20 protein-coding genes are annotated in these 21,844 nt (G+C 45.8%); 4 read left to right on the top strand and 16 right to left on the bottom strand.

Annotated features, from left to right (window positions below):
• Positions 1-3: 3 nt before the first annotated feature.
• From murC to mraZ, 11 genes are read right to left on the bottom strand one after another with little or no spacing between them, the layout of a single operon-like run.
• Complete coding sequence (murC, locus tag H5073_RS13130; RefSeq protein WP_182680022.1) at positions 4-1,443, bottom strand: UDP-N-acetylmuramate--L-alanine ligase; 1,440 nt, start codon at positions 1,441-1,443, stop codon at positions 4-6.
• Position 1,444: 1 nt separating this feature from the next.
• Entirely contained in the window at positions 1,445-2,545 is a 1,101-nt protein-coding gene (gene murG, locus H5073_RS13125; protein ID WP_259394898.1) for an undecaprenyldiphospho-muramoylpentapeptide beta-N-acetylglucosaminyltransferase, read from the bottom strand.
• Complete coding sequence (gene ftsW, locus H5073_RS13120; RefSeq protein WP_259394899.1) at positions 2,542-3,717, bottom strand: cell division protein FtsW; 1,176 nt, start codon at positions 3,715-3,717, stop codon at positions 2,542-2,544. The genes murG and ftsW overlap by 4 nt, the downstream gene beginning before the upstream one ends.
• Before the next feature lie 31 nt (positions 3,718-3,748).
• Positions 3,749-5,071, bottom strand: coding sequence for a UDP-N-acetylmuramoyl-L-alanine--D-glutamate ligase (murD, locus tag H5073_RS13115; protein ID WP_182680020.1), 1,323 nt, complete (start codon positions 5,069-5,071; stop codon positions 3,749-3,751).
• 6 nt (positions 5,072-5,077) lie between these two features.
• A complete protein-coding gene (gene mraY / locus H5073_RS13110) occupies positions 5,078-6,160 on the bottom strand; it encodes a phospho-N-acetylmuramoyl-pentapeptide-transferase (RefSeq protein WP_182680019.1) in 1,083 nt (360 codons plus the stop codon).
• Positions 6,161-7,534: a UDP-N-acetylmuramoyl-tripeptide--D-alanyl-D-alanine ligase gene (gene murF, locus H5073_RS13105; RefSeq protein ID WP_182680018.1), complete on the bottom strand. Its 1,374-nt coding sequence runs from the start codon at positions 7,532-7,534 to the stop codon at positions 6,161-6,163.
• A complete protein-coding gene (gene murE, locus H5073_RS13100) occupies positions 7,531-9,051 on the bottom strand; it encodes a UDP-N-acetylmuramoyl-L-alanyl-D-glutamate--2,6-diaminopimelate ligase (RefSeq protein WP_182680030.1) in 1,521 nt (506 codons plus the stop codon). Before murE ends, murF begins: the two co-directional genes overlap by 4 nt.
• A complete protein-coding gene (locus tag H5073_RS13095; RefSeq protein ID WP_182680017.1) occupies positions 9,048-10,793 on the bottom strand; it encodes a penicillin-binding transpeptidase domain-containing protein in 1,746 nt (581 codons plus the stop codon). The genes murE and H5073_RS13095 overlap by 4 nt, the downstream gene beginning before the upstream one ends.
• Before the next feature lie 10 nt (positions 10,794-10,803).
• Positions 10,804-11,118 carry a cell division protein FtsL gene (ftsL, locus tag H5073_RS13090; RefSeq protein ID WP_182680016.1) on the bottom strand — a complete coding sequence of 105 codons (315 nt, stop codon included), beginning with the start codon at positions 11,116-11,118 and terminating at the stop codon, positions 10,804-10,806.
• Between the two features lie 14 nt (positions 11,119-11,132).
• Entirely contained in the window at positions 11,133-12,074 is a 942-nt protein-coding gene (gene rsmH / locus H5073_RS13085) for a 16S rRNA (cytosine(1402)-N(4))-methyltransferase RsmH (protein WP_182680015.1), read from the bottom strand.
• Between the two features lie 27 nt (positions 12,075-12,101).
• Positions 12,102-12,560 (bottom strand): division/cell wall cluster transcriptional repressor MraZ, encoded by a 459-nt coding sequence (gene mraZ, locus H5073_RS13080; RefSeq protein WP_182680014.1) that lies wholly within the window; start codon positions 12,558-12,560, stop codon positions 12,102-12,104.
• 380 nt (positions 12,561-12,940) lie between these two features.
• On the opposite strand from mraZ, the gene H5073_RS13075 reads away from it, so the two are divergent.
• The 3 genes from H5073_RS13075 to H5073_RS13065 all read left to right on the top strand — a co-directional run bounded on the left by H5073_RS13075 (position 12,941) and on the right by H5073_RS13065 (position 15,361).
• Entirely contained in the window at positions 12,941-13,687 is a 747-nt protein-coding gene (locus H5073_RS13075) for a PepSY domain-containing protein (RefSeq protein WP_182680013.1), read from the top strand.
• A complete protein-coding gene (locus H5073_RS13070; RefSeq protein ID WP_182680012.1) occupies positions 13,684-14,874 on the top strand; it encodes a PepSY domain-containing protein in 1,191 nt (396 codons plus the stop codon). The genes H5073_RS13075 and H5073_RS13070 overlap by 4 nt, the downstream gene beginning before the upstream one ends.
• A gap of 61 nt (positions 14,875-14,935) precedes the next feature.
• Positions 14,936-15,361 carry a hypothetical protein gene (locus tag H5073_RS13065; RefSeq protein ID WP_182680011.1) on the top strand — a complete coding sequence of 142 codons (426 nt, stop codon included), beginning with the start codon at positions 14,936-14,938 and terminating at the stop codon, positions 15,359-15,361.
• A 28-nt stretch (positions 15,362-15,389) separates the two neighbouring features.
• Here the strand turns inward: H5073_RS13065 and glpK are convergent, their stop codons facing one another.
• The 4 genes from glpK to H5073_RS13045 all read right to left on the bottom strand — a co-directional run bounded on the left by glpK (position 15,390) and on the right by H5073_RS13045 (position 20,681).
• Positions 15,390-16,892: a glycerol kinase GlpK gene (gene glpK, locus H5073_RS13060; RefSeq protein WP_182680010.1), complete on the bottom strand. Its 1,503-nt coding sequence runs from the start codon at positions 16,890-16,892 to the stop codon at positions 15,390-15,392.
• 97 nt (positions 16,893-16,989) lie between these two features.
• Positions 16,990-17,433 carry a nuclear transport factor 2 family protein gene (locus H5073_RS13055; protein WP_182680009.1) on the bottom strand — a complete coding sequence of 148 codons (444 nt, stop codon included), beginning with the start codon at positions 17,431-17,433 and terminating at the stop codon, positions 16,990-16,992.
• Positions 17,434-17,576: 143 nt separating this feature from the next.
• Positions 17,577-18,929, bottom strand: coding sequence for an outer membrane protein transport protein (locus tag H5073_RS13050; protein WP_182680008.1), 1,353 nt, complete (start codon positions 18,927-18,929; stop codon positions 17,577-17,579).
• A gap of 519 nt (positions 18,930-19,448) precedes the next feature.
• On the bottom strand, positions 19,449-20,681 hold the full coding sequence (locus tag H5073_RS13045) for an EAL and HDOD domain-containing protein (RefSeq protein ID WP_182680007.1): 1,233 nt from the start codon (positions 20,679-20,681) through the stop codon (positions 19,449-19,451).
• A gap of 233 nt (positions 20,682-20,914) precedes the next feature.
• Between H5073_RS13045 and H5073_RS13040 the strand changes: the two genes are divergently transcribed.
• The gene (locus tag H5073_RS13040) at positions 20,915-21,187 is read left to right on the top strand and encodes a hypothetical protein (RefSeq protein ID WP_182680006.1); all 273 of its coding nucleotides are present in this window, start codon (positions 20,915-20,917) and stop codon (positions 21,185-21,187) included.
• Positions 21,188-21,224: 37 nt separating this feature from the next.
• Here H5073_RS13040 and leuD read toward each other — a convergent pair whose 3' ends face one another.
• Positions 21,225-21,830: a 3-isopropylmalate dehydratase small subunit gene (gene leuD, locus H5073_RS13035; RefSeq protein ID WP_182680005.1), complete on the bottom strand. Its 606-nt coding sequence runs from the start codon at positions 21,828-21,830 to the stop codon at positions 21,225-21,227.
• Positions 21,831-21,844 lie beyond the last annotated feature (14 nt).

Here is a 21,844-nt window from a genome sequence, read left to right as displayed (position 1 = left end):
TTGCTATTCGAAACCTAAATTTGTACTTGCCAAGTGCTTTGACAGGGCGCCTATATTGCCAGCGCCTTGGGTAAAGAGTAAATCCCCGTCTTGTAATACATCAGGCAGCACACTGGCTAATTGCTCTGGACTGGCGACAAAAATAGGGTCTATCTGCCCACGCAAACGAATGGAGCGACATAATGCTCGCCCATCGGCGCCAGGGATTGCGGTTTCACCTGCTGAATAAACATCAAGCAACAATAAGCAATCAACTTGAGATAAGACCTCAACAAAGTCATCATATAAGTCACGGGTACGGCTATATCTGTGGGGCTGATAAGCCATCACCAGGCGCTTTTCCGGCCAACCAGCACGCGCCGCTTTAATGGTCGCCAGTACTTCACTAGGGTGATGACCATAATCATCCACTAACATCACTTGACCATTACTGGTGTTGAACTCGCCCAAATGCTGGAAACGGCGACCTATGCCTTCAAATTCTGCTAATGCTGTAACGATAGACTCATCATCGATATCATCTTCGCTGGCAACAGCGATCGCAGCCAAGGCATTTAAGACATTGTGTTCACCAGGTAAATTTAGCACTAAGGCTAAGTCTTCTTTACCTCTTCTTCGCACCACAAACTGGCTTTGGTGACCAATCTGGCTAAAGTTTAACGCCTGTACATCTGCGTCTTGGCTAAAGCCATAGGTGACAATTTGACGGCCGACCCTAGGCATGATTTCGCGGTTAATGTCATCATCTATGCACATCACTGCCACGCCGTAGAAAGGCAAATTATGCAGAAAATCCACAAAGGTGGTTTTTAATTTCTCAAAATCGCCACCATAGGTATCCATATGATCGGCTTCAATGTTAGTGATAACGCTGACCATAGGTTGCAGGTGCAAGAAGCTGGCATCACTTTCATCGGCTTCAGCAATCAGATACCGGCTAGTGCCAAGACGCGCGTTAGTGCCAGCACTATTAAGCAAACCACCAATCACAAAAGTAGGATCTCGCTGCGCCTGTCCATACACGCTAGCGATTAAGCTAGTCGTCGTGGTTTTACCATGAGTCCCTGCAATGGCAACCCCATGGCGATAGCGCATCAATTCGGCGAGCATCTCGGCTCGGCGAACGATAGGAATACGGCGCTCTTTAGCGGCAATAATTTCTGGATTTTCATGATTAATCGCCGTCGAAACTACCACCACATCAGCATGCTCTACACTTTCAGCATGATGACCAATAATCACTTTAGCCCCTAGGCTAATTAATCTGTCGGTGACGCTGTTGGTGGCAATATCAGAGCCACTAATTTGATAACCTTCATTGACTAGTACTTCGGCAATACCGCCCATACCAGCACCGCCAATACCGACAAAATGGATATGCTTGATCCGTCTCATTTCTGGGATCATGCTACGTAATTGCTTGTACTTCTCGGTATTTGTCATTTCAATTCTTTCTCGCAAGTTCGGCACAAATCTCGGCCACTTTATTGGTTGCATCTAACACGGCAACCTCTCTAGCTTGTTTGCCCATCTGCACCAATACCTCAGGGTTATTGGCGAATAAGCTCAGTTTTTCGGCTAAATTGTCACTGGTTAATATGGCTTGAGGTAATAAAAAGCCCGCGCCTGCGTCCACTAAGATGGCGGCATTGACAGTTTGGTGGTCGTCCACCGCATGGGGATAAGGCACCAAGATACTCGGCAACCCCACGGCAGCAAGCTCAGACACAGTCAAGGCGCCAGAGCGGCACACTACCACATCGGCCCAACGATAAGCCGCTTCCATATCATCAATAAACTCGGCTACATTCACATTGACGGCCTGGCCCATCTGCTGGTAACTGGCTTTAGTGGACGCTAAATTGTTTTTTCCCACTTGGTGCCAGACGGTAATCGACAGGCTGCGGCTCAGCTGAGCCACGACGCTAGGCATCACTTCATTGAGTACCTTAGCCCCCAAACTTCCGCCCACTACAAGCACTTTTAACGCATCATGTTGCCCTTGCTGCTTCATGCTACCCAAGAGTGCCAGCTCTTCTCGAACAGGATTACCGACAACTTGCACATCCGCGTCCTTTAACCCAAAGGTATTGGGGAAGGCACATAACACCTTAGTCGCGATACGAGCCAACAATTTATTGGTCATCCCAGGGATGGCATTTTGCTCATGGAGCACTAATGGAATGCCGGCCAAACGCCCCGCCACACCACCCGGACCACTGGCAAACCCCCCCATGCCTAAAATGACTTGCGGTTTAAATTCAGCAATCACTTCACGGGCCTGCATGATAGAGCGCATGATTTTAAACGGCGCCGCTAAGGTGCGCAGTAAACCATTACCGCGCACTCCTTGGATATCGATAAAGTCAATATCAAAACCATGTTGCGGTACTAGGCGAGCTTCCATTCTGTCAGCTGTGCCCAACCAACGTATTTGCCAACCTTTTTCGGCTAAATTCTTGGCAACCGCTAGCGCTGGAAACACATGACCGCCAGTGCCGCCAGCCATGATTAAAATTCTTGGTGCCATGGGATTTACTGTCATTGTCTTACTCTCCCTTCTATGGCTTGAATGACGTTTAAACGGCGCTCATGATCGATACGAATAAGCAACATAGCCGCCGCTGTCATCACCCATAAACTACTGCCGCCATAACTAATAAATGGCAAGGTTAAGCCCTTGGTCGGTAGCATGCCTATGCTGGCACCGACATTCACCACGGTTTGAAAACAAATCCAAATTCCAATACCGTAAGATAAATAGCCTTCAAAGGGCTTGGCATTGATCAAGCATAAATTACCCAATCGAATAGCCCTCAGCGCCACAAAAAACAGCACTGCCAATACACAGATAATGCCAATAAAACCTAACTCCTCACCTATTACCGCAAATATAAAGTCGGTGTGGGCCTCAGGCAAATACGCCAACTTCTGAATACTATTGCCTAAGCCCTGACCGAACCAATCGCCTCGGCCATAAGCCATCAAAGACTGAGTGAGCTGATAACCACTGCCGAAGGGATCTTCCCAGGGGTCCATAAATGAGGTCACTCGGCGCATACGGTAAGGTTCAAACAACACCAAACCAACAAAAGTGATGACACCAAACATCACCAGCACTAAGAAGTCGACAATTCTAGCGCCAGCTAAAAATAATAAACTCACAGTACAGACGAATAACACCACCACAGTGCCCAAGTCGGGCTGCAAGATGATAAGTAAAGCAAACAAGCTGTAGACGCCGATAGGCTTATAGAAACCTTTACGGTTCTCCCTTAGCTCACCATGGCGGCGCACTAAGTAGCCCGCCATGTAAATCACAAAAACAAATTTTGCCAATTCAGCCACTTGGATGCGAATAGGTCCAATGGATAACCAGCGTGTTGCGCCGTTTACTGTGGTACCTACAACCAATACTGCTATTAACATCAACAGCACCACAAGCACCAAATAAGGGCTGTATTCCTCCCAGCGGCTCAGCTCAGTGTTAAGCACCAAGTAAGCAATCACAGCACAACCCAGCAAGTAAGCAAGATGGCGATAAATAAAATGAAACGGATCATCAGTGAGTTTTTGTGCTTCTGGCATAGAAGCCGACATCACCATAACAAAACCGAAACAAATCAATGCGATAATAGCAAACAACAAACTACGATCGTAAACCGCCATCGTTGGGCTCGCGTTATCGCCAAGTAAGCGATTCCAAGACAAATTCATGCCCTGGCGCTGTGATTGAAACTGCGACTCGTTAGGCACCATCTGGTAGTCGCTCCACCAACTGCCTAAAATCATCACCCCTTGCCATAAAATTCTTATACATATCTAAACTGGCACAGGCAGGAGATAGCAAAACTATATCACCAGAAAACGCCATTTCAGCGGCTTTTGCCACCGCTTCTTCCATGGTGGCAACTTCAATGGTGCCTGGCTTTAACTTAGCAATTTTATGGCCATCACGACCTAAGGTGATAAGTTGCACCACATTACTCAGTGCTTGAGTTAGCGGCCTAAAATCAGCACCTTTACCATCGCCGCCAGCAATTAAATACACTTCACCAAGGTGGGTACTTAAGCCTTCTAATGCCGCCACTGTCGCCCCAACATTAGTCGCTTTAGAGTCATTGATGTATGACACCCCTTGCTTAACACCCACCAATTCACAGCGATGAGATAACCCACTGAAGGTGCTAGCAACCTTAATCATTGGCTCTTTGCCAACACCGCAGGCATGCACCAGCGCCATGGCCGCTAATAAATTACCGTGGTTATGGCTGCCGATCAGCGCCACATCAATCAGGTTGATAATATCGCTATCGCCATGGAAAATTTTGCCATCACCTAAGCCCCAAGCATCACCTTCGGGCACACCTAAACCAAAATGATTCTGATTCATTGGCTCATGGGGGTAGGTAAGCTCGTCATCGAGGTTGTACATAATAAAACGGCTTTGATCATATAAACGCAATTTAGCGTTGCGATAAGCGGTTAAATCGCTGTATCTGTCCATATGATCTTCAGAAATATTCAAACAAGTGGCGGCGATGCAATTTAAGCTATAGGTGGTTTCTAGTTGAAAGCTGGACAGTTCCAGCACAAAATAATCCGCATCCATATCCAGCAAATCCAGCACCGGAGTGCCAATATTACCGCCAACCGCAACCTTTAACCCTGCAGCCAACATCATTTCAAACACTAATGTGGTGACAGTGGTTTTGCCATTAGAGCCAGTAATGCCAATGACGCAAGGCTTTCTGTCGGCAATGGCGCGGGCAAACAACTCCACATCACCAATAACTTCTATGCCCATGTCGATGGCTGCGCGTACTTCTGGAGTATCTATGGCAATGCCCGGGCTAATCACTATCTGCTGTGCTTGTACCAAATAACGGCAATCGAAGCCACCCGCAATCAGTTCAATATCGGCAAACTCTTGTGCTAAGGCATCAACACCTGGTGGATTACGTCTGCTATCCATCACCAAGGGTTTGATACCTTGAGACACCAAATAACGCACTACAGAAAGTCCCGTGGCTCCCAGTCCTAGTACAATGTGCGTAAATTGAGTTTGCATATCTAGTTACCTTAACTTCAACGTGGCTAGGCCAAGTAACACTAAAAACAGTGAGATAATCCAAAAGCGCACGATAACGCGTGGCTCGGGCCAACCTTTAAGCTCATAGTGGTGATGAATTGGTGCCATACGGAAAATACGCTGACCACGCAACTTGTAAGAACCCACCTGCAAAATCACTGACACAGTTTCCATGACGAATACACCGCCCATGATCACTAACAGGATCTCTTGACGTACCAGTACAGCAATTGCACCTAATGCGGCGCCTAACGCCAGCGACCCCACATCCCCCATAAAGACTTGTGCTGGATAAGTGTTAAACCATAAGAAACCAAGGCCAGCGCCCACAATGGCGGTGCAGACTATCACTAGCTCACCCGCTTCAGGTAGATGAGGAATGTGCAAATAATTAGCGAACTGTACGTGACCCGATAAATACGCGATAAGTGCAAACGCACCAGCCACCATGACTGTGGGCATAATCGCTAAACCATCCAACCCATCAGTCAGGTTAACCGCATTACTGGCACCAACAATAGTGAAATAAGCCAGCACTATGAAGACCAATCCCAATTGCGGCATCACGTCTTTAAAAAATGGCACCACAAGCTGGGTTTCACCTGGCAAGGTTGAGCTGCTATACAAGAACACTGCAACCACAAGCGCAGCTAAAGACTGAAGAATATACTTCCAACGGGCAATTAAACCTTTAGTGTCTTTACGCACCACTTTACGATAATCATCGATAAAACCAATAGTGCCGAAGCTACCTAAAACAAACAGCATTACTAGCACATAGCGGCTTTCAAGATCGCCCCACAGCAACACGCTGACAAAAATACCCGCGAGGATTAGCAGCCCCCCCATGGTTGGGGTGCCGCGCTTAGAGAAATGAGATTCTGGGCCGTCATTACGTACTACTTGACCGATTTGCAATAACTGCAAACGACGGATAAGTATGGGACCACACCAGAGACTGAACACTAATGCAGTCAACAAGCCTAAGATGGCGCGAAATGTCACATAAGAAAACACGTTAAACCCAGTGTGAAATTGGGTTAAATATTCGGCTAGATAAACCAGCATCTACACTAACTCCCCATGCTCGTAAGCATTTAATAAATTCTCTACCACTCTTTCCATCCGCGCACTGCGAGAGCCTTTAACCAACACAGTAACGGTACCGCGATTTGCCTTAATGACCGATGTTAATTCCACAAGCAAAGCAGGCAGCTCAGCATAATGCTGGCTGCCAAAGGCTAAACTGGTATGTTCGGTCAAGCTGCCACAACAAAATAGCCCATCAATTTGTGCTTCTTTTGCCTGTTGGCCGACTTGTTTATGTAAAAGGGCGGCATTGTCGCCTAATTCACCCAAATCTCCCAGCACTAAACAACAAAAACCATCACGATTTTTAAGCCAGTCTATGGCGGCGCTGACAGAACTAGGGTTGGCGTTATAACTGTCATCGATGACCAACAGACGCCCTAAGGGGTGAGGCTGCATTCGGCCTTTCACTGGTGCAAGCGCTGAAAGGCCACTGACGACCTCACTCAAGCTAATACCAAGCGCTAAACACATGGCGCTAGCGGCAAGTGCATTACTGACTTGATGAATGCCAGCCAAAGGCAATTGCACTGCAAGTTGTTGCTGTTGATAATTAATAATAAAGCCATAACAACCTGCAACATCCATCTTAAGTGCAGTAGCCTTAATGTCTGCGTGCGTATTAGCCTCACGGGAAAAGCTCAGTTGCTTAAAGGCTGCGGCCTTAGTTTGCATCAATCCAAAAAATGCATCATCGGCATTAATAACCGCAACGCCATCAGCACTTAAATGATTAAAAATTTCCGATTTTGCCTCGGCGATCCCTTCAATGGAGCCAAAACCTTCTAAATGAGCACTACCTATGTTGTTAACCAGAGCAACACTCGGACGCACTAATGAAGAGGTATAGTCGATTTCCCCCTTATGATTAGCGCCCAGTTCAAATACCCCATACTCATCGCCCTGAGTTAAGCGTAGTAAGGTTAACGGCACGCCAATTTCATTGTTAAAGTTGCCTGCAGTGTAAAGCACTTGATGCGCTTGAGACAAAATGCTCGCGACCATTTCCTTAACACTGGTCTTACCGTTTGAGCCCGTTAATGCCACACATTTAGGTGAGACGATTTGGCGTATAAGCGCGCCAATTTCACCCATGGCTTTTTGACTATTTGCAACGACAAGTTGGGGAATATCCACTGCAAGCTCACGTTCAACCAACAGCGCTTTCGCGCCATTATCTATGGCTGTTGCGGCAAAATCATGGCCATCGAAACGTTCACCTTTAAGGGCGACGAATAAACAAGATGCTGGGATTGCACGGCTGTCAGTACTGACATTTGCAATCGTCAAATCTGCGCCAAGATGTTTAGCATTTAAATGCGCTGCTAATGCAGCCAAGGTTAATTCAATCATAATGCCACCTGAGATAAAGCCAATGCCAAGGCGCGCTCGTCATAATCTAAACGCTGCCCGGCTATTTCTTGATAGGTTTCATGCCCTTTTCCCGCCAATAGCACGATATCTCCTGGCTTTGCCAGTGTTGCAACCAGCTTAACAGCACTCGTCCTATCCACTTCTATTAAGGCATTATCAGGCTGAGTTAAGCCCTTAAGCACATCACTAATGATGTCGCCTGGGGCCTCACTGCGGGCATTGTCACTAGTAACCATTAACTTATCGGCAAACCGCTCCGCCGCTTGGGCCATCAAGGGACGCTTGCCTTTGTCTCTATCGCCGCCACAACCAAACACACACCATAACTGTCCATGGCAATGAATACGTAGCGCTTTGAGAGCTTGCTCAATGGCATCTGGCGTGTGGGCATAATCCACCACTAAGCTGGCACCTTGTGGCAGGGGAAAGCGCTCCATTCGCCCAGCAACAGGCACTAGCATTGGGGTAACACTTAATAAATCCGCCATCGCCACACCTTGAAGGTGTAATGCTGCAATGGCAGCCAACAAATTAGACAGATTAAACTCGCCTAGTAGCGGTGATACCAAGCGTGCCTTATGGGGGCTTGACGCAGTTTCATTCCATTGATAGTAATAAATATCGGCTTGCACACCGGCATCATCGAAATGAAGTGCATCAGTGTAATAACTGGCCTGAGAATCGGCCTTGACGCTAAAGCCTTTACGCTTAGTAACTGGGAGATCAGCAAACCACCGAGCACCAGTTGCATCATCAAGATTTAGCAGTGCATGTTTGAGGCTTGCGAATTGAAATAGACGCTTTTTCGCACTGGCGTAAGAGGCCATATCGCCATGATAATCAAGGTGGTCACGAGTTAAATTGGTGAATACCGCAATATCAAAGGGCACTGCCGTAACGCGGCTTTGCACTAAACCATGGCTTGATACTTCCATGGCGCAAACATCGCAGCCTTTGGCATTAAAAGCATTCAGCTGAGCCATAATGGTCACAGCATCTGCTGTGGTATTGCCGCTATCAATTAACTCACCCCATAAGCCATTGCCTAAGGTGCCCATCACCGCAGCTTTACCGCCCAATAAACAGGTAAGCTGAGCAATTAACTGGCTAACAGAGGTTTTACCGTTGGTGCCAGTAATGCCGATTAATGCCATTTTTTGTTGCGCGTTTTGTGGCATTAGTGGGTAAAACTGCGCTGCAACCGCTGAAAGCTGACTATTTAACTGAAAGAAATTGATAACTGGCCACGGCGTCATGCCGCTACCTAAGTTTTCGACTTTGCCATGAGAATCAGGATCGTCAGTATGCACTAAAGCCGCTACCGCGCCTTGGGCTTTAGCTTGCTCGATATAAGTACGCCCATCCACTTGATGCCCAGGCAAGGCGATAAATAAGCCCCCCTGAGTGACCTTGCGGCTATCTAGGTTTAAGCTTGAGGCTGACTCAACGCCAGCATAATGAAACCAAGGTGCTAAAATATCACTTAAACGCATTATTGAGCCCTCCTAGGCGCAGCTGCAAGTTGCACTTGTTCGCGCTCAGTAATGGGCTCCACATTCAGCATTTGCAATGCTGCCGACATAATTTTACCAAAGGCAGGACCTGCCACATCGCCGCCATGATAACGATCGCCCTTAGGCTCATTGATCACTATCGCAATCGCAAGTCTTGGGTTGTGTACAGGCGCAACCCCAGCAAACAGCGAGACATAATTGTCACCATAACCACCAGCAACCGCTTTACGACTGGTACCGGTTTTACCTGCAATGGGATAGCCTTCAATATGAGCCTGAGTTGCTGTGCCGCCTTTTTCAGTAACGCCCACCAGCATTTGCATCACATCGCGAGCGACTTTCTCGTCGATAACACGCTCGCCTTTAGGGGCTTGTCTGAGTTTAAGTACTGACACGGGATAGGATATACCGCCACTACCTAAAGTGGCATACATGCGCGCTAATTGCAGTGGCGTGGCAGTTAAGCCATAACCATAAGATAAAGTCGCACGTTCAAAATCAGACCAGCGGCGACGGTCATGAATAACGCCTGCGCTTTCACCACCAAGATTAATGCCAGAATAATTCCCTAAGCCCATGGCTTGATAAGTGCCAAGTAGCTGCTCTACTGGAATGGCTAGCGCGACCTTACTAATGCCGACGTTACTGGATTTAACCAAAATTTTAGCCAGTGACATATCGCCATAATTAACAACGTCTCGCACTTGGCGTCCGCCAACGCGCATCCAGCCTGGTGATGTGGCAATCACATCATCCGCTTTAATCGCGCCCGCTTCTAAAGCGGCAACCATAGCAAAAGGCTTAATGGTCGAGCCGGGCTCAAAGGTATCGGTTAAGGCACGATTACGCATACGGTGAGACTGTAAATTGTCCCGTGCATTGGGGTTATATGAGGGGGTGTTGACCATGGCCATCACTTCACCGGTATGCACATCTATGATAATTGCAGAGCCTGAAGTGGCTTGGTTCATTTCTGTGGCGCGTTTTAGCTCGCGATAAGCTAATTGCTGTAAACGCTGATCAATACTGAGCACTAAATCATTTGAGCTCTCGCCTTCCTCGACTATATCGAGGCGCTCAACCACTTGACCATCGCGAGACTTGCGCACTTTTTGCTTGCTGGGCGTCCCCGTAAGCCAGTCATTATAGGTATTTTCTATGCCCTCAATGCCCACATCATCAATATTTGTAATGCCGATAAGCTGCGCCGCCGTTTCACCTGCGGGGTAATAACGGCGAGATTCAGCTTTAAGGTAAATGCCACCAATTTTTAACTGCTTAATATAATCGGCAACCGCTGAGGTGACTTGGCGCTTTAGATAGATAAAACGTCTTTTAGGATCCCGCTTAACTTTGTTAACAACTTCATCCACAGGCTCTTGCAGCACATCAGCCAGAGCTTGCCAACGGCGCATATCTTTGAATGCATCTTGATCAAACGAATGCTTAGGATCGGCCCATACCGCCATTACAGGGACACTAACCGCTAACATCTCACCATTTCTGTCGGTAATAAGCCCACGCTGAACCTGATTACTGCTGGTTCTTAGGGTGCGCATGTCACTTTCATAGCGCAATCTGTCGGGCTCAATGACTTGAATATAAGCCGCGCGTGCAAGCAAACTGGTAAATAACAGCAGCACAAAACCCACCACTACGTATAAACGCCATGGAATGAGTTCTGGATTGGTTTTTTTTGCTTTTAGCTTCGCTTGTTTAGCCATTATTCCTATCTCATTGAAGTCTGATGACCACCTCTTGGCTCGGTAGCGGTCTGGTCATATCCAGATCCTTAGTTGCTATCCGCGTTACTCGACTGTGTTCAGATTGCGATTGTTCTTCTAATAATAAATTGCGCCACTCGATATCCAGCCTGTCACGTTCTTGCAATAAAAAGTCCCATTGTGAGGTCAATTTACGGCTCATGTGGCTGGTATACACCACAACTACAGCGTTGGAAATCACTATTATTGACAGTAACAGCACCCATTTATGCAGCCAAATATCCTGTAAAACCAAGCGGGACAATTTCAATGGCGATTGACTCACAACCCACTCCTGCCTTAATAATCCAACCGCTCAGCAACCCGTAACACTGAACTACGTGCCCTTGGGTTTTGCTCAACTTCAAGCTCTGAAGGTTTCATGGCTTTGCCTAAGGTCTTTAATTTTTTAGATTTATTGATTTCAGCTTCAGTGATCGGCAATCCATGTGGCACACTTTCGCCTTGGCTATGGCGGCGCATAAAACGCTTCACCATGCGATCTTCTAATGAGTGAAAACTGATAATCGACAGCCGCCCGTGAGGAGCAAGCACATTGACGGCGCCTTCTAAGGCCTGATCAATTTGCTCAAGTTCGCTATTGATGTAAATACGAATAGCCTGAAACACCCGTGTTGCTGGGTGCTTATTACGTTCTTTGTTTTTAGTGATACGTGCGATTAAATCGGCCAAATCTTTGGTTCGCAGAAACGGCGTTTTCTCGCGATCTGCAGCAATACAGCGGGCAATATGACGAGAATTTTTCTCTTCGCCGTAGGTTTTAAATACCCATGCCATATCTTCAATTTCGGCGCGGGCTATCCACTGGGCAGCTGTCTGGCCTTGGCTGTTATCCATGCGCATATCTAATGGGCCGTCACGCAGGAAACTAAAGCCACGCTCGGCATCATCAAGTTGCGGCGATGACACCCCTAAATCCAGCAGCACACCATCAATCTTACCCACAAGTTCAAGCTCTGCCACATACTCTGCCAGCTGGCCAAAACCACCATGGACGATTTGAAACCTAGGATCGTCAGCAAACTGCTTTGCAGCCTCAATGGCTTGCGGATCTCTGTCGATAGCGATTAAGCGACCATTTGGGCCTAAATGACTTAATACATGGCGCGAATGCCCACCACGACCAAAGGTGCCATCAATATAGATGCCATCTGGCTGGATATTTAAGCCATCTACCGTTTCTTTGAGTAATACGGATAAGTGGGCAAACTCTTGACTCATTAGTGTCTTCTTATTTAGTTATTGTGCTTACAGTGAGAAATCGGCCAATCTGTCTTGGCTGCTAAGATCTTGGCTTTGGATCAGTGTTTGACTGTCATCCATTTGTTGTTGCCAAGCAGCTTCATCCCATAATTCAAATTTATTCAGTAAACCGACCAACATGGCCTTTTTATCCAGACCAGCATACTGCCTTAATGTCGGCGGAATTAACACACGGCCGAGACTATCAAGCTCGCACTCATGGGCATGGCCTAAAAGCCTACGCTTAAAAGAACGTTCTACTGGGTTAGTATCAGAAAGGGTTAACAACTTCGCTTCAATCAACTCCCATTCTTGCAGAGGGTAGATTAAAAGGCATTGAGATTGGATATCTATAGTGACAACGATAAGCCCTGCGCCATGGACATGCAGCGGGTCCCGGTATCGCATTGGAATCGCGATCCGCCCCTTGGCATCCATATTGATGGCACTAGCACCTCGAAACACGATATTTCATCCTTGTTTTTTCAAATGAAACGAATAGATCCACAAAAAACCACATTTCTCCACGAATGCTAAGTTTAGGGATAGTCTACAAGTCTTGTCAAGCTATGTATGGATATTATAAATCCAGCAGCCAAGCGGGTTAGAAGCAAATTTTTGCGTCAATAAATAGGGTGGTAAAAAGTGGCTTGAATAGAGGTAAATCAAAGAAACCATAGACATATATGGTTAAATTTTTACCTAACCTAGATAAGAGTTGGCAATAAACTCGCCAGAAAACTGACTTAATCAGGCAAATTTATCGTTTTTTATCGCAACTTAGTGGTAAAAAGATCGTTAAAATTTTATGTTACTCACATTTAAAGCGACGAGTCCTCTAGGTTATGTCTGTATCTCACCAAATTCGCCGAGCTCATAAGTGGCTAGCATTATTTAGCGCTATTCAATTACTGCTCTGGCTTGGCTCAGGAGTTTATATGGTGGTGATGGATATTGATTTTATTCATGGCGATAGTTTAGTGGCGCAAAAAAGTGAGCCCATTAATACCGATAAACTCAGCCTAGCACTCGATGAGGTATTGGCGCGCTACCCTGATGCCAGTCAACTCAGGCTTTTTGCCGTGCATGGCTTAGCCTATTATCAGCTTACCGTCGACGGTAAGCCGCTACTGCTTAGTGCAACGACTGGCCAAACACCAGCTTTATTGACGCAAGCTCAAGCCACCGCTTACGCGCAAACCTATTATCGAGGTGAAGATAAGCCTAGCAATGCCACCCTCTACCTTGATAATCCACCCGCTGAAATCAGCCCACGGATATTACCTGTGTGGCAAGTGAACTTCGAAAGTAATCTCAATGCCAGCCTCTATCTCAATGCAAACACCGGCGCCTTAGTGAGCAAGCGCCATGATTACTGGCGTTTATTCGACATAATGTGGATGCTGCACATCATGGATTATGACACCCGCTCGGATATCCATAATCCCTTGCTCACCATCATGGCTTTAGTTGCCTTGCTCACGGCCCTTGCTGGCATAGCCTTAACTTACATCAGCTTTAGAGCCGCCCCAGCTACCCATAACGCTTCTGCCAATCCGTTAGTTAGCACTCACAAAGGGGAGGCACCATGATGGCTTTACGCTGGCAAGTACTACATAAATGGCTCGCGCTGCTGATAGGCTTGCAGTTATTGCTGTGGATTGTATCTGGTCTTGCGCTAAACCTTATTCCAAGTGAGGTGTTTAATACCGAATTGCATCGAAACCAAGCCAAGCCCGTTGCTCTGGGTATAAATCAACCCCCGATGATGAGCCTAGCAACCTTAGCCGCCAAGTTACCGAACCAGCACCTTTTGAGCGTGGAGCTGATACAGGTTCATGGCAAACCTATGTACAAATTGTTGCTTAAAGACAAGCTTCAGTTAACCCCGCCGCAGACAGCTTATTATTGGGCAATGGGCTCCACTGCAGACTTTAACCCTGTCAGTTGGGATCTTAAGATGTTAGCCGAGCTTGCCCGCAGCAGTTATCAGCCCTGGCCGCTGCAATCCTCTCGGTTACAGCAAGACTCTGAGCCACAGCAAAATTCTGAGCCACTGGAAACTATCGCCCAGCCTCATATAGCTAAGCTTCACTTTTCTGCGCCGCAATTACTGCAACATGGGGAAGGCGGCTTTCAAACTCAAGATCCAGTCTATCTAGTGACAGTGAATGATGAGGCGCAAACGCGGATTTATCTTAATGGTGCATCAGGAGAAGTCTTAGCCCATAAGAACAGCCGCAGTAACATTAAAGAGTGGTTATTCATGCTGCACTTTATGGATTATGCCCCCGACAACGGCTTGAGCTTTAATCACCTGTGGACTCAAATTGTCGCCTTATTGAGTTTATTACTGGGCATAAGCGGCGCGGCCTTACTTATAAAACGCCTCTATCAAGGTCATTTCTCTCTCAAGTCATATTTCCAGCAAGGATTTAAGCCGAGCTGTATCCAAGTATTTGGTAAGCACGATGAGCCTTTGAGTCGTTTGTCATTGCAACCAGGGATGTTACTGACAAGTTTAAATCACCCCAAAGAGCGGATTGCAACTCAGTGTGGTGGCGGTGGCAGTTGCGGTTTATGCATGGTGCGCTTTATGGGAACTGCGCCCATCGCCCAAGAAGCTGACCTGGCTAAAATTAGTCGCCGTAAACTGGATAAAGGCTATCGACTCAGTTGTCAGCATGATGCTGCTGATTGCCAAGCGCTCATCCCTGAACGAACAGAACTCAACATCGCCCTAGCGACTCTAGGGCAGTTAAGCACATGGAGTGATTAAAAAAACAGCAAGTAAGGCCGATATAAGGATATACTAGCAATACAGACAAAATGGAGGTTATATGGGCTTAGACAGCATTTACGCCATGCTTGCCAGACCCGTGCAGGCGCTTTACAACCGCAAACGTAATGTGAGCAAGGTGAGTCTCACAGACGATATACACCCAGATAGCCATGAGTCACCTCAATCACAGTTGCCACCAAATGCTGACACTCAGCAAGAAGCCAGAATAAAGCCTAACCTTATAAAAGCTAAAGAAAAGACTTCAACAAACTCAGGCAACATAGATGCAACTACCGGCGGGGCTCCGCATATTGAAATGCAGAGCATCGAAAAGACGAGTGTTGTCATTGCGGGCGTTGAAATCTCTAATGATGACACTGCCGATGCAAACAGCGCAGCTGCTCATAACAAGACAGCTAGCGATGACACGGATATCGTGCTCCCCAATGGCGAGCACATTAAGCACATAGATATCGAGGTGTGAGTCAATTATCAGCTTAATTCTGGCTCCGTTAAGCCTCTGTCGTCATCACCTGCTTCACAGCATTCTGCCAACCAAGATAACGACCATCTCGCTCAACATCTGTCATATTGGCGTTAAATGTTTTGTCGATATTGGTGATATTGTGCAGCTCTTCAATCGACTCCCATACCCCAACAGCAAGGCCCGCAAGGAAAGCCGCTCCCATGGCCGTAGTCTCAGTATTTTTTGGACGGATCACAGTGACGTTAGTAATGTCTGATTGAAATTGCATTAAAAAATCATTTTCTACCGCGCCGCCGTCCACGCGGATTTGTTTGATATCAACCCCAGAGTCCTTCACCATAGCATCGAGTACATCGCGACTCTGATAGGCGATGGCCTCTAACGCAGCGCGCACTATGTGCTTACGATTAGCCCCTCGAGTCAAGCCTACTAACGCCCCTCTTGCATCGGCATCCCAATAAGGCGCGCCGAGCCCCACAAACGCGGGCACTAAATACACCCCGTTGGTATCTGACACTTGCTTAGCTAAGGTTTGGCTGTCTCTGGCATGTTCAATCATGGCCATTTCATCTCTGAGCCACTGAATAACCGCGCCGCCCATAAACACCGCCCCTTCCAAGGCATAATTAACCTGAGTTTGCGGCCCAATGGCAACCGTAGTCAGTAAGCCATGTTGTGAGGTAACCGCTTGTTCACCGGTATTCATCAACAGAAAACAACCTGTGCCGTAGGTATTTTTCACCATGCCTTGCTCTACACATAACTGACCAAATAATGCCGCTTGCTGATCCCCTGCCATACCAGCAATAGCAATCTGGCCACCAACGATATCTGTGTGGCCATAAATGGCGCAGGAAGGTTTTACTTGGGGTAATAATGACGGTGGAATATCAAAGGCTTCGAGCAACTCTTGATCCCAACTTTGGCTATGAATATTAAACAACATAGTCCGTGAGGCATTGGTGGGCTCAGTAACATGCACAGCCCCATGAGTCAGTTTCCAGACCAGCCAAGTATCTATAGTGCCAAATAATAGCTCGCCCGCCTCAGCTTGGGCTCGCGCCCCGGGCACAGTATCTAAAACCCATTTAATTTTACTGGCTGAAAAATAGGGATCCAACACTAAGCCTGTCTTTTGCCTGATCATAGCTTCAAGGCCTTGGGCTTTGAGCTGCTGACAAATTCCCTGACTACGACGACATTGCCACACAATGGCGTTATAGATAGGCTTACCTGTGCGTTTATTCCAAATGACGGTAGTTTCACGTTGATTAGTGATGCCGATAGCCGCAACATCCTGAGTTTCAATGCCTGCTCGGGCTAACACTTCAATTAAGGAGGAGCTTTGGGAAGACCAGATTTCCATTGGGTCGTGCTCGACCCAGCCGGCTTGAGGATAACGCTGAGTAAACTCACGTTGGGCAGTGGCGACAATATTAGCTTGGTGATCAAATACTATGGCTCTGGAGCTGGTAGTGCCTTGATCTAAGGCGACAATATATTTAGTTGGAGTGGTTTTATCGGCCATGGTTGCAACGTCATTCCCTGTGCAAACACTCCCTTAGCTTGGCTAATTCATTATGACAATGGCTCAAGCTAAAGAGTGAACTCTATGATATTGCCGCTTAATTTACCTTAGCCTTAGTGTCATCGCAAACATGAGCAGGGTAATACCAGACGCTGGAAATTTTATTCTGCTTAAAATGGTACACACCCAGACTGCACTGCATGAACCATTTGCCTTCATTTTGCCATGTCACTTGCTCAACGGTACTAATAAAGTCTCCTGAGTTAACTAAGGTAATAATTTTGGCATTGGCACTGCTGTAACCGGTGAAGTAATTTTGCATTGCTTCGCCAAGCTCTTCCTTATCCGAGGTTTCTAAGGCCATTGCGGCTTCAGATATAGAAAACCATTTCACATCATCCGTGGTGTGACCCTGCATCGACTGCACATTCTTTTGGTTAAAACCTTCAACAAACTGCTTAACTGTAGAGATCTGCGCTTCGTTTGCATGACTAGTTTGGCTAAATAACGCCGCAGCCATTAACACCCACACTTTGTTCATTTAATGCTACCTAAGGCGGAAAAATTCGCCGAATTCTAACATGGAATACACTATGCGCCAGTAGAAAAAACATCAAAAACAGAAAATAAAAAAGCCCTGTAAAAACAGGGCCCTAGACTATTTAACTGGCAAGTTATTGCAAATTAGAACTTATAGCTCATCTGGCTGCCAACTAACCATACATCACCACTGGCTTCACCATTAAAGCCAATATCCACAAGACCCAATAAACTCTGGCTCTCATTAATCGGTGCATCACCGATTGAACGAATATAAGTCACAGCAAAATCAATCATCAGATTTTCTGAGACTTGATAAGCGGCACCCGTGCTAAACCATAAGCGATCAGAGTCAGGAATCGTAGTGGTTCTATGGGCATTATCAACAGCGGTTTGATCCAAAGCTACGCCTGCACGAATTAACAAGGCATTGTTAACTTGATAGCTTGAACCTAAAGCAAAACGCCAGTTGTCTTTGAAGTTCTCTTCTTTTACAAGATCTGTCTCAAGGTTGCCAACAGGTTTCACATCACCTGGGAAATGCGCCACTAAACGCTCAAATACACTCCATTGAGACCAGTTAACACTTGCATGAATAGCAAAGTTATCAGTCAACTCATGGTAAGAGGCAAGTTCAGCAAATGCTGGTAATTCAAGGGGTAAATAACCTTCGATATCGACGTTTTGACCGCCGGTATAGCTCAATCCTGCCGCAGTACCATCAAGCTCAAACTCCACGCCACTGTGGTAAGCCAAACCAATTCTGTTACTTGGATTGATTTGCCAGCTTGAACCTAAAGTCCAACCATAGCTTATATCATCACCTTTCATAGACTTAAGCTTGGTGCCCGCTGCAGGCAGGCGTGCTGCAATGCTTACTGGGACATTAGGATTACTGCCTATCGCACCAACCCAAGCAGGAGTACTTGCTGAAATTTCACCTTCGCCATAAACAACACGTATGCCTGCACCTAAAGTGAAAGCATCATTAACGCGATAAGCAAGATTAGGATTAAACTCAACAGTTTTTACCGAAGTGTGACTGCCAAAAATAGCGGCGGCATGATCCGCCGGTACTTCAGTGGCTAATCCATAATTAGAATTAACGCCAAAACCCAAAGTCCAGTCAGCATTTAATTGATTAGAGTAGTAAAAATTAGGAACTAATGCGCTATCTGCCACATCTTTACCGTCGGCAGGAATAACGACTGCATTAGCGCCAAATAATGGCGAACGTAGGGAAACGTCACCATCAACATCGACATTAGTCATCACATAGATGCCACCGAAAGAGACTTGTTGGCCTTCAAGGTAGCTTAACATGGCAGGGTTGCGCGCCTGAGTCGAGGCGTTGTCAGCCATGGCAGCTTCGCCAGCAAAAGCACGACCTTGACCTGTGGCTGAGTACTCTGCAAGCTGGAAACCAGCCGCATTTACTTGAGCGGTTGAACCTACTACTAAGGCGCTGATGGCCAAGGTTAACACGGTTTTTTTCATTATGATTCTCTGTGTCTATTCAAATACTAGATTGCTATTTAGGGTCGGCAATAGAGTAAAAACTCAACGCCATGGCGGCAGTGTACTGACGCAGTATAAGTTTGCAACCTTTGACCATGAAATAGTTTATTAAACTAATATTTTGAATTTTACAGAATTTTATTCTACCAAGATAAGCATTGATTATATTTACAAATACAATTGAGCGTACAACAGTTCAACTATCAACTACAAAAAACTTATCAATTTATAAAAATAACAACCTTTATCAATACCTTAAAGAGTTAAAGTCGTTATTAGTAATGATTTAGATGTTCGCTCAATGCCAGCAGCATAATTCACCTAACGCTAATACTATGTGGGTGATGAAAAAAAACAACCTTAAATATCAATCAAGTATATTTATTCATTGAGCTTAAATTTATTAACCACAAGCATTTAGGTCAAAAATAAAGCAACATAACAACGCCTTATAATGATAAATATACAAGCGTACTCTCAATGCATTAAGTAAACCGATTATCCAACTTTTGGTGCTGCAAAACGCTGGTATTCCGTCAGCCATAAATACACTTGGTTGCACTTGAAAGTTAACTCCTGGGCATTAATTTGATGGCGATTGACCGCTGCTGTGACATAATCCCAATCTCCTTCCATATAGGCTATAGCTAGCGCAAAACACTGGCCTAGCTCACCTTGTTGATGCAATAACGCATTATTGATTTCTGGGGCTAAAGGTAAAGAACGCAGCACCCTGTCCATAGGTCTGTCTAAAATAGCATCTAAAGTCGAAAATAATCCCATTAAAAAAGCCGCATCGGCGAGCTTGTCTAGCCTCATCACCTTAGCCACAACCTCACAGAGTCGCGCTCTTATCATAGTATTTTGGATCAAGACCGGCGGCTTATTTGGGTTTAATTCCGCAATAACGATCAGACTGACGAACTTACGTAACTGATCTTCGCCAAGGAAAATCATTGCCTGCTTAATTGATGAGATGTCTTGAACATGCTCAAAGTAACTAGAGTTAACAAAGCGCAATAACTTATAGGTTAAATCCATATCCTGAGTGAAATAAGTTTCCAGCTTTTGATAGCTAAAATTAGGCCTCATCACCTCACTATAAATAGACATCAAAAACGGCTGAGACGATTCAATTTCATTGCCGATAACAATTTCAGGCTTATAAAAGAAATACCCCTGAAAATAGTCAAAGCCCAGCTCTTTGGCTTGTAAAAAATCCGCCATGGTTTCAACTTTTTCAGCCAGTAATTTAGCTTTATAGCGGCGAAACAGGGGTAATAGATGAGCAATTTTGACCAAGGGGGTGGCAATAATATCTATTTTTATCAATTTAAAAAAAGGTAAAAATCTATCCCATGCTGGGCTATAGATAAAATCATCCAAGGCTAAGTAATAACCTTGATGAAATAGCTGCCGTAAAATGGCAAAGTTTTCATCGTTAGGCTCTACCGTTTCCAGCACTTCAACCACCATATTCTTATATGGCAAAATATGGACTAAGTACTCTTTTAGCAAACTAGAAGGGAAATTAATCAAGGCAGGTTTGCCTTCAGTCATGTCTTCGATATCCATGCTCATATAGCTGTTTATCAAAATTTTAGCCGTAGCTACATTATCTGGCACATCCACAGGAAAACAGTTGTTATGGCTGTCTCTAAATAATAACTCAAAAGCAACAACCCGTTGTTTACGGTTCAAAATAGGCTGTCTTGCCGTGTAAAAATGCATTCATTGCCTCTTATTTCTTTTTTTACTGCGAATGTCGATCCTCCATGAGTATGATCTACAGGGTGAATTTTGTCATGAGCAAAAACCAACAATTTGCTCATGGACAGCTAATGATAATAGCAATCATATCATCGAGAGAATCAGAACTGCACATTGAAAATGTACATTTTTTGCTCAACCTGACAGCAGGGTGGCCGATAGCTTAGAGAGATACCAAATAACAAGGATGCTATATGTCAGGTCTAGACAGTCTTTATGCCATGTTGGCAAGACCCGTGACGGCAAACGTCAAACTGAAACGTAAGGTGGTACAACCCCATCAGGGCAAAGACATAACTGAAGACAGCCATGAGTCACCTCAATCACAACTGCCTCCAAGAATTATTCGCCCAAAATCAGAGCGGCGAAATGCCAGTAATAACCGTTATATCAAAGCCTATGATAGGCGGCAAAAACAGACTAAGTTAGCGTCTGATCCCGCCCCTAATATCGACATTAATATTTGATTTAATTAAGATTAAACCTCACTTAAAGCCTCCCGTCCTAGGCGTACCAAACCGGAAGCTTAGCCTCATAGGCTGAAATCATCTGTTCATGAGTCAAGGTTTCACCGATGGCATCAAGACCATTGAGCAATTTATGCCGCGCCGACTCCACTAAACTAAAAGCAAACTCAGCGCCGCTGGGCGATGTGACTCTAAGCGCAGTAAGATCGACTGAAATTTTAGATCCCGACGCCCCTTGCACTTCATTAATCAATTGCTGCACTTGAGCGTGAGTTAAGATGACAGGAAGTAAGCCATTATTAACAGCATTACCAAAAAAAATATCGGCAAAGCTTGGTGCTATCACAACTCGAAAGCCAAAATCGGCGAGTGCCCAAGGTGCGTGTTCTCGACTCGAGCCACAGCCAAAATTCTCCTGTGCCAATAAAATTGAAGCCCCCTTATAACGGGGTAAATTCAATACGAACTCTGGGTTAGGCTTATCACCGGCCTCATCTAAGTAACGCCAGTCATGAAATAAATGCACCCCAAAACCGTCCTTAGTCACTTTAGACAGGAACTGTTTGGGAATAATTTGGTCGGTATCAATATTAGCGCTGTCAATGGTTACCGCTAAGCCGCTATGGGCAGTAAATGCTTGCATCTGGTTCTCCTGTA

The sequence above is a fragment of the Shewanella sp. SR44-3 genome (assembly GCF_014163735.1).
In the GTDB taxonomy this organism is placed as follows: domain Bacteria; phylum Pseudomonadota; class Gammaproteobacteria; order Enterobacterales; family Shewanellaceae; genus Shewanella.
This window is presented reverse-complemented; position numbering and strand designations above follow the sequence as displayed.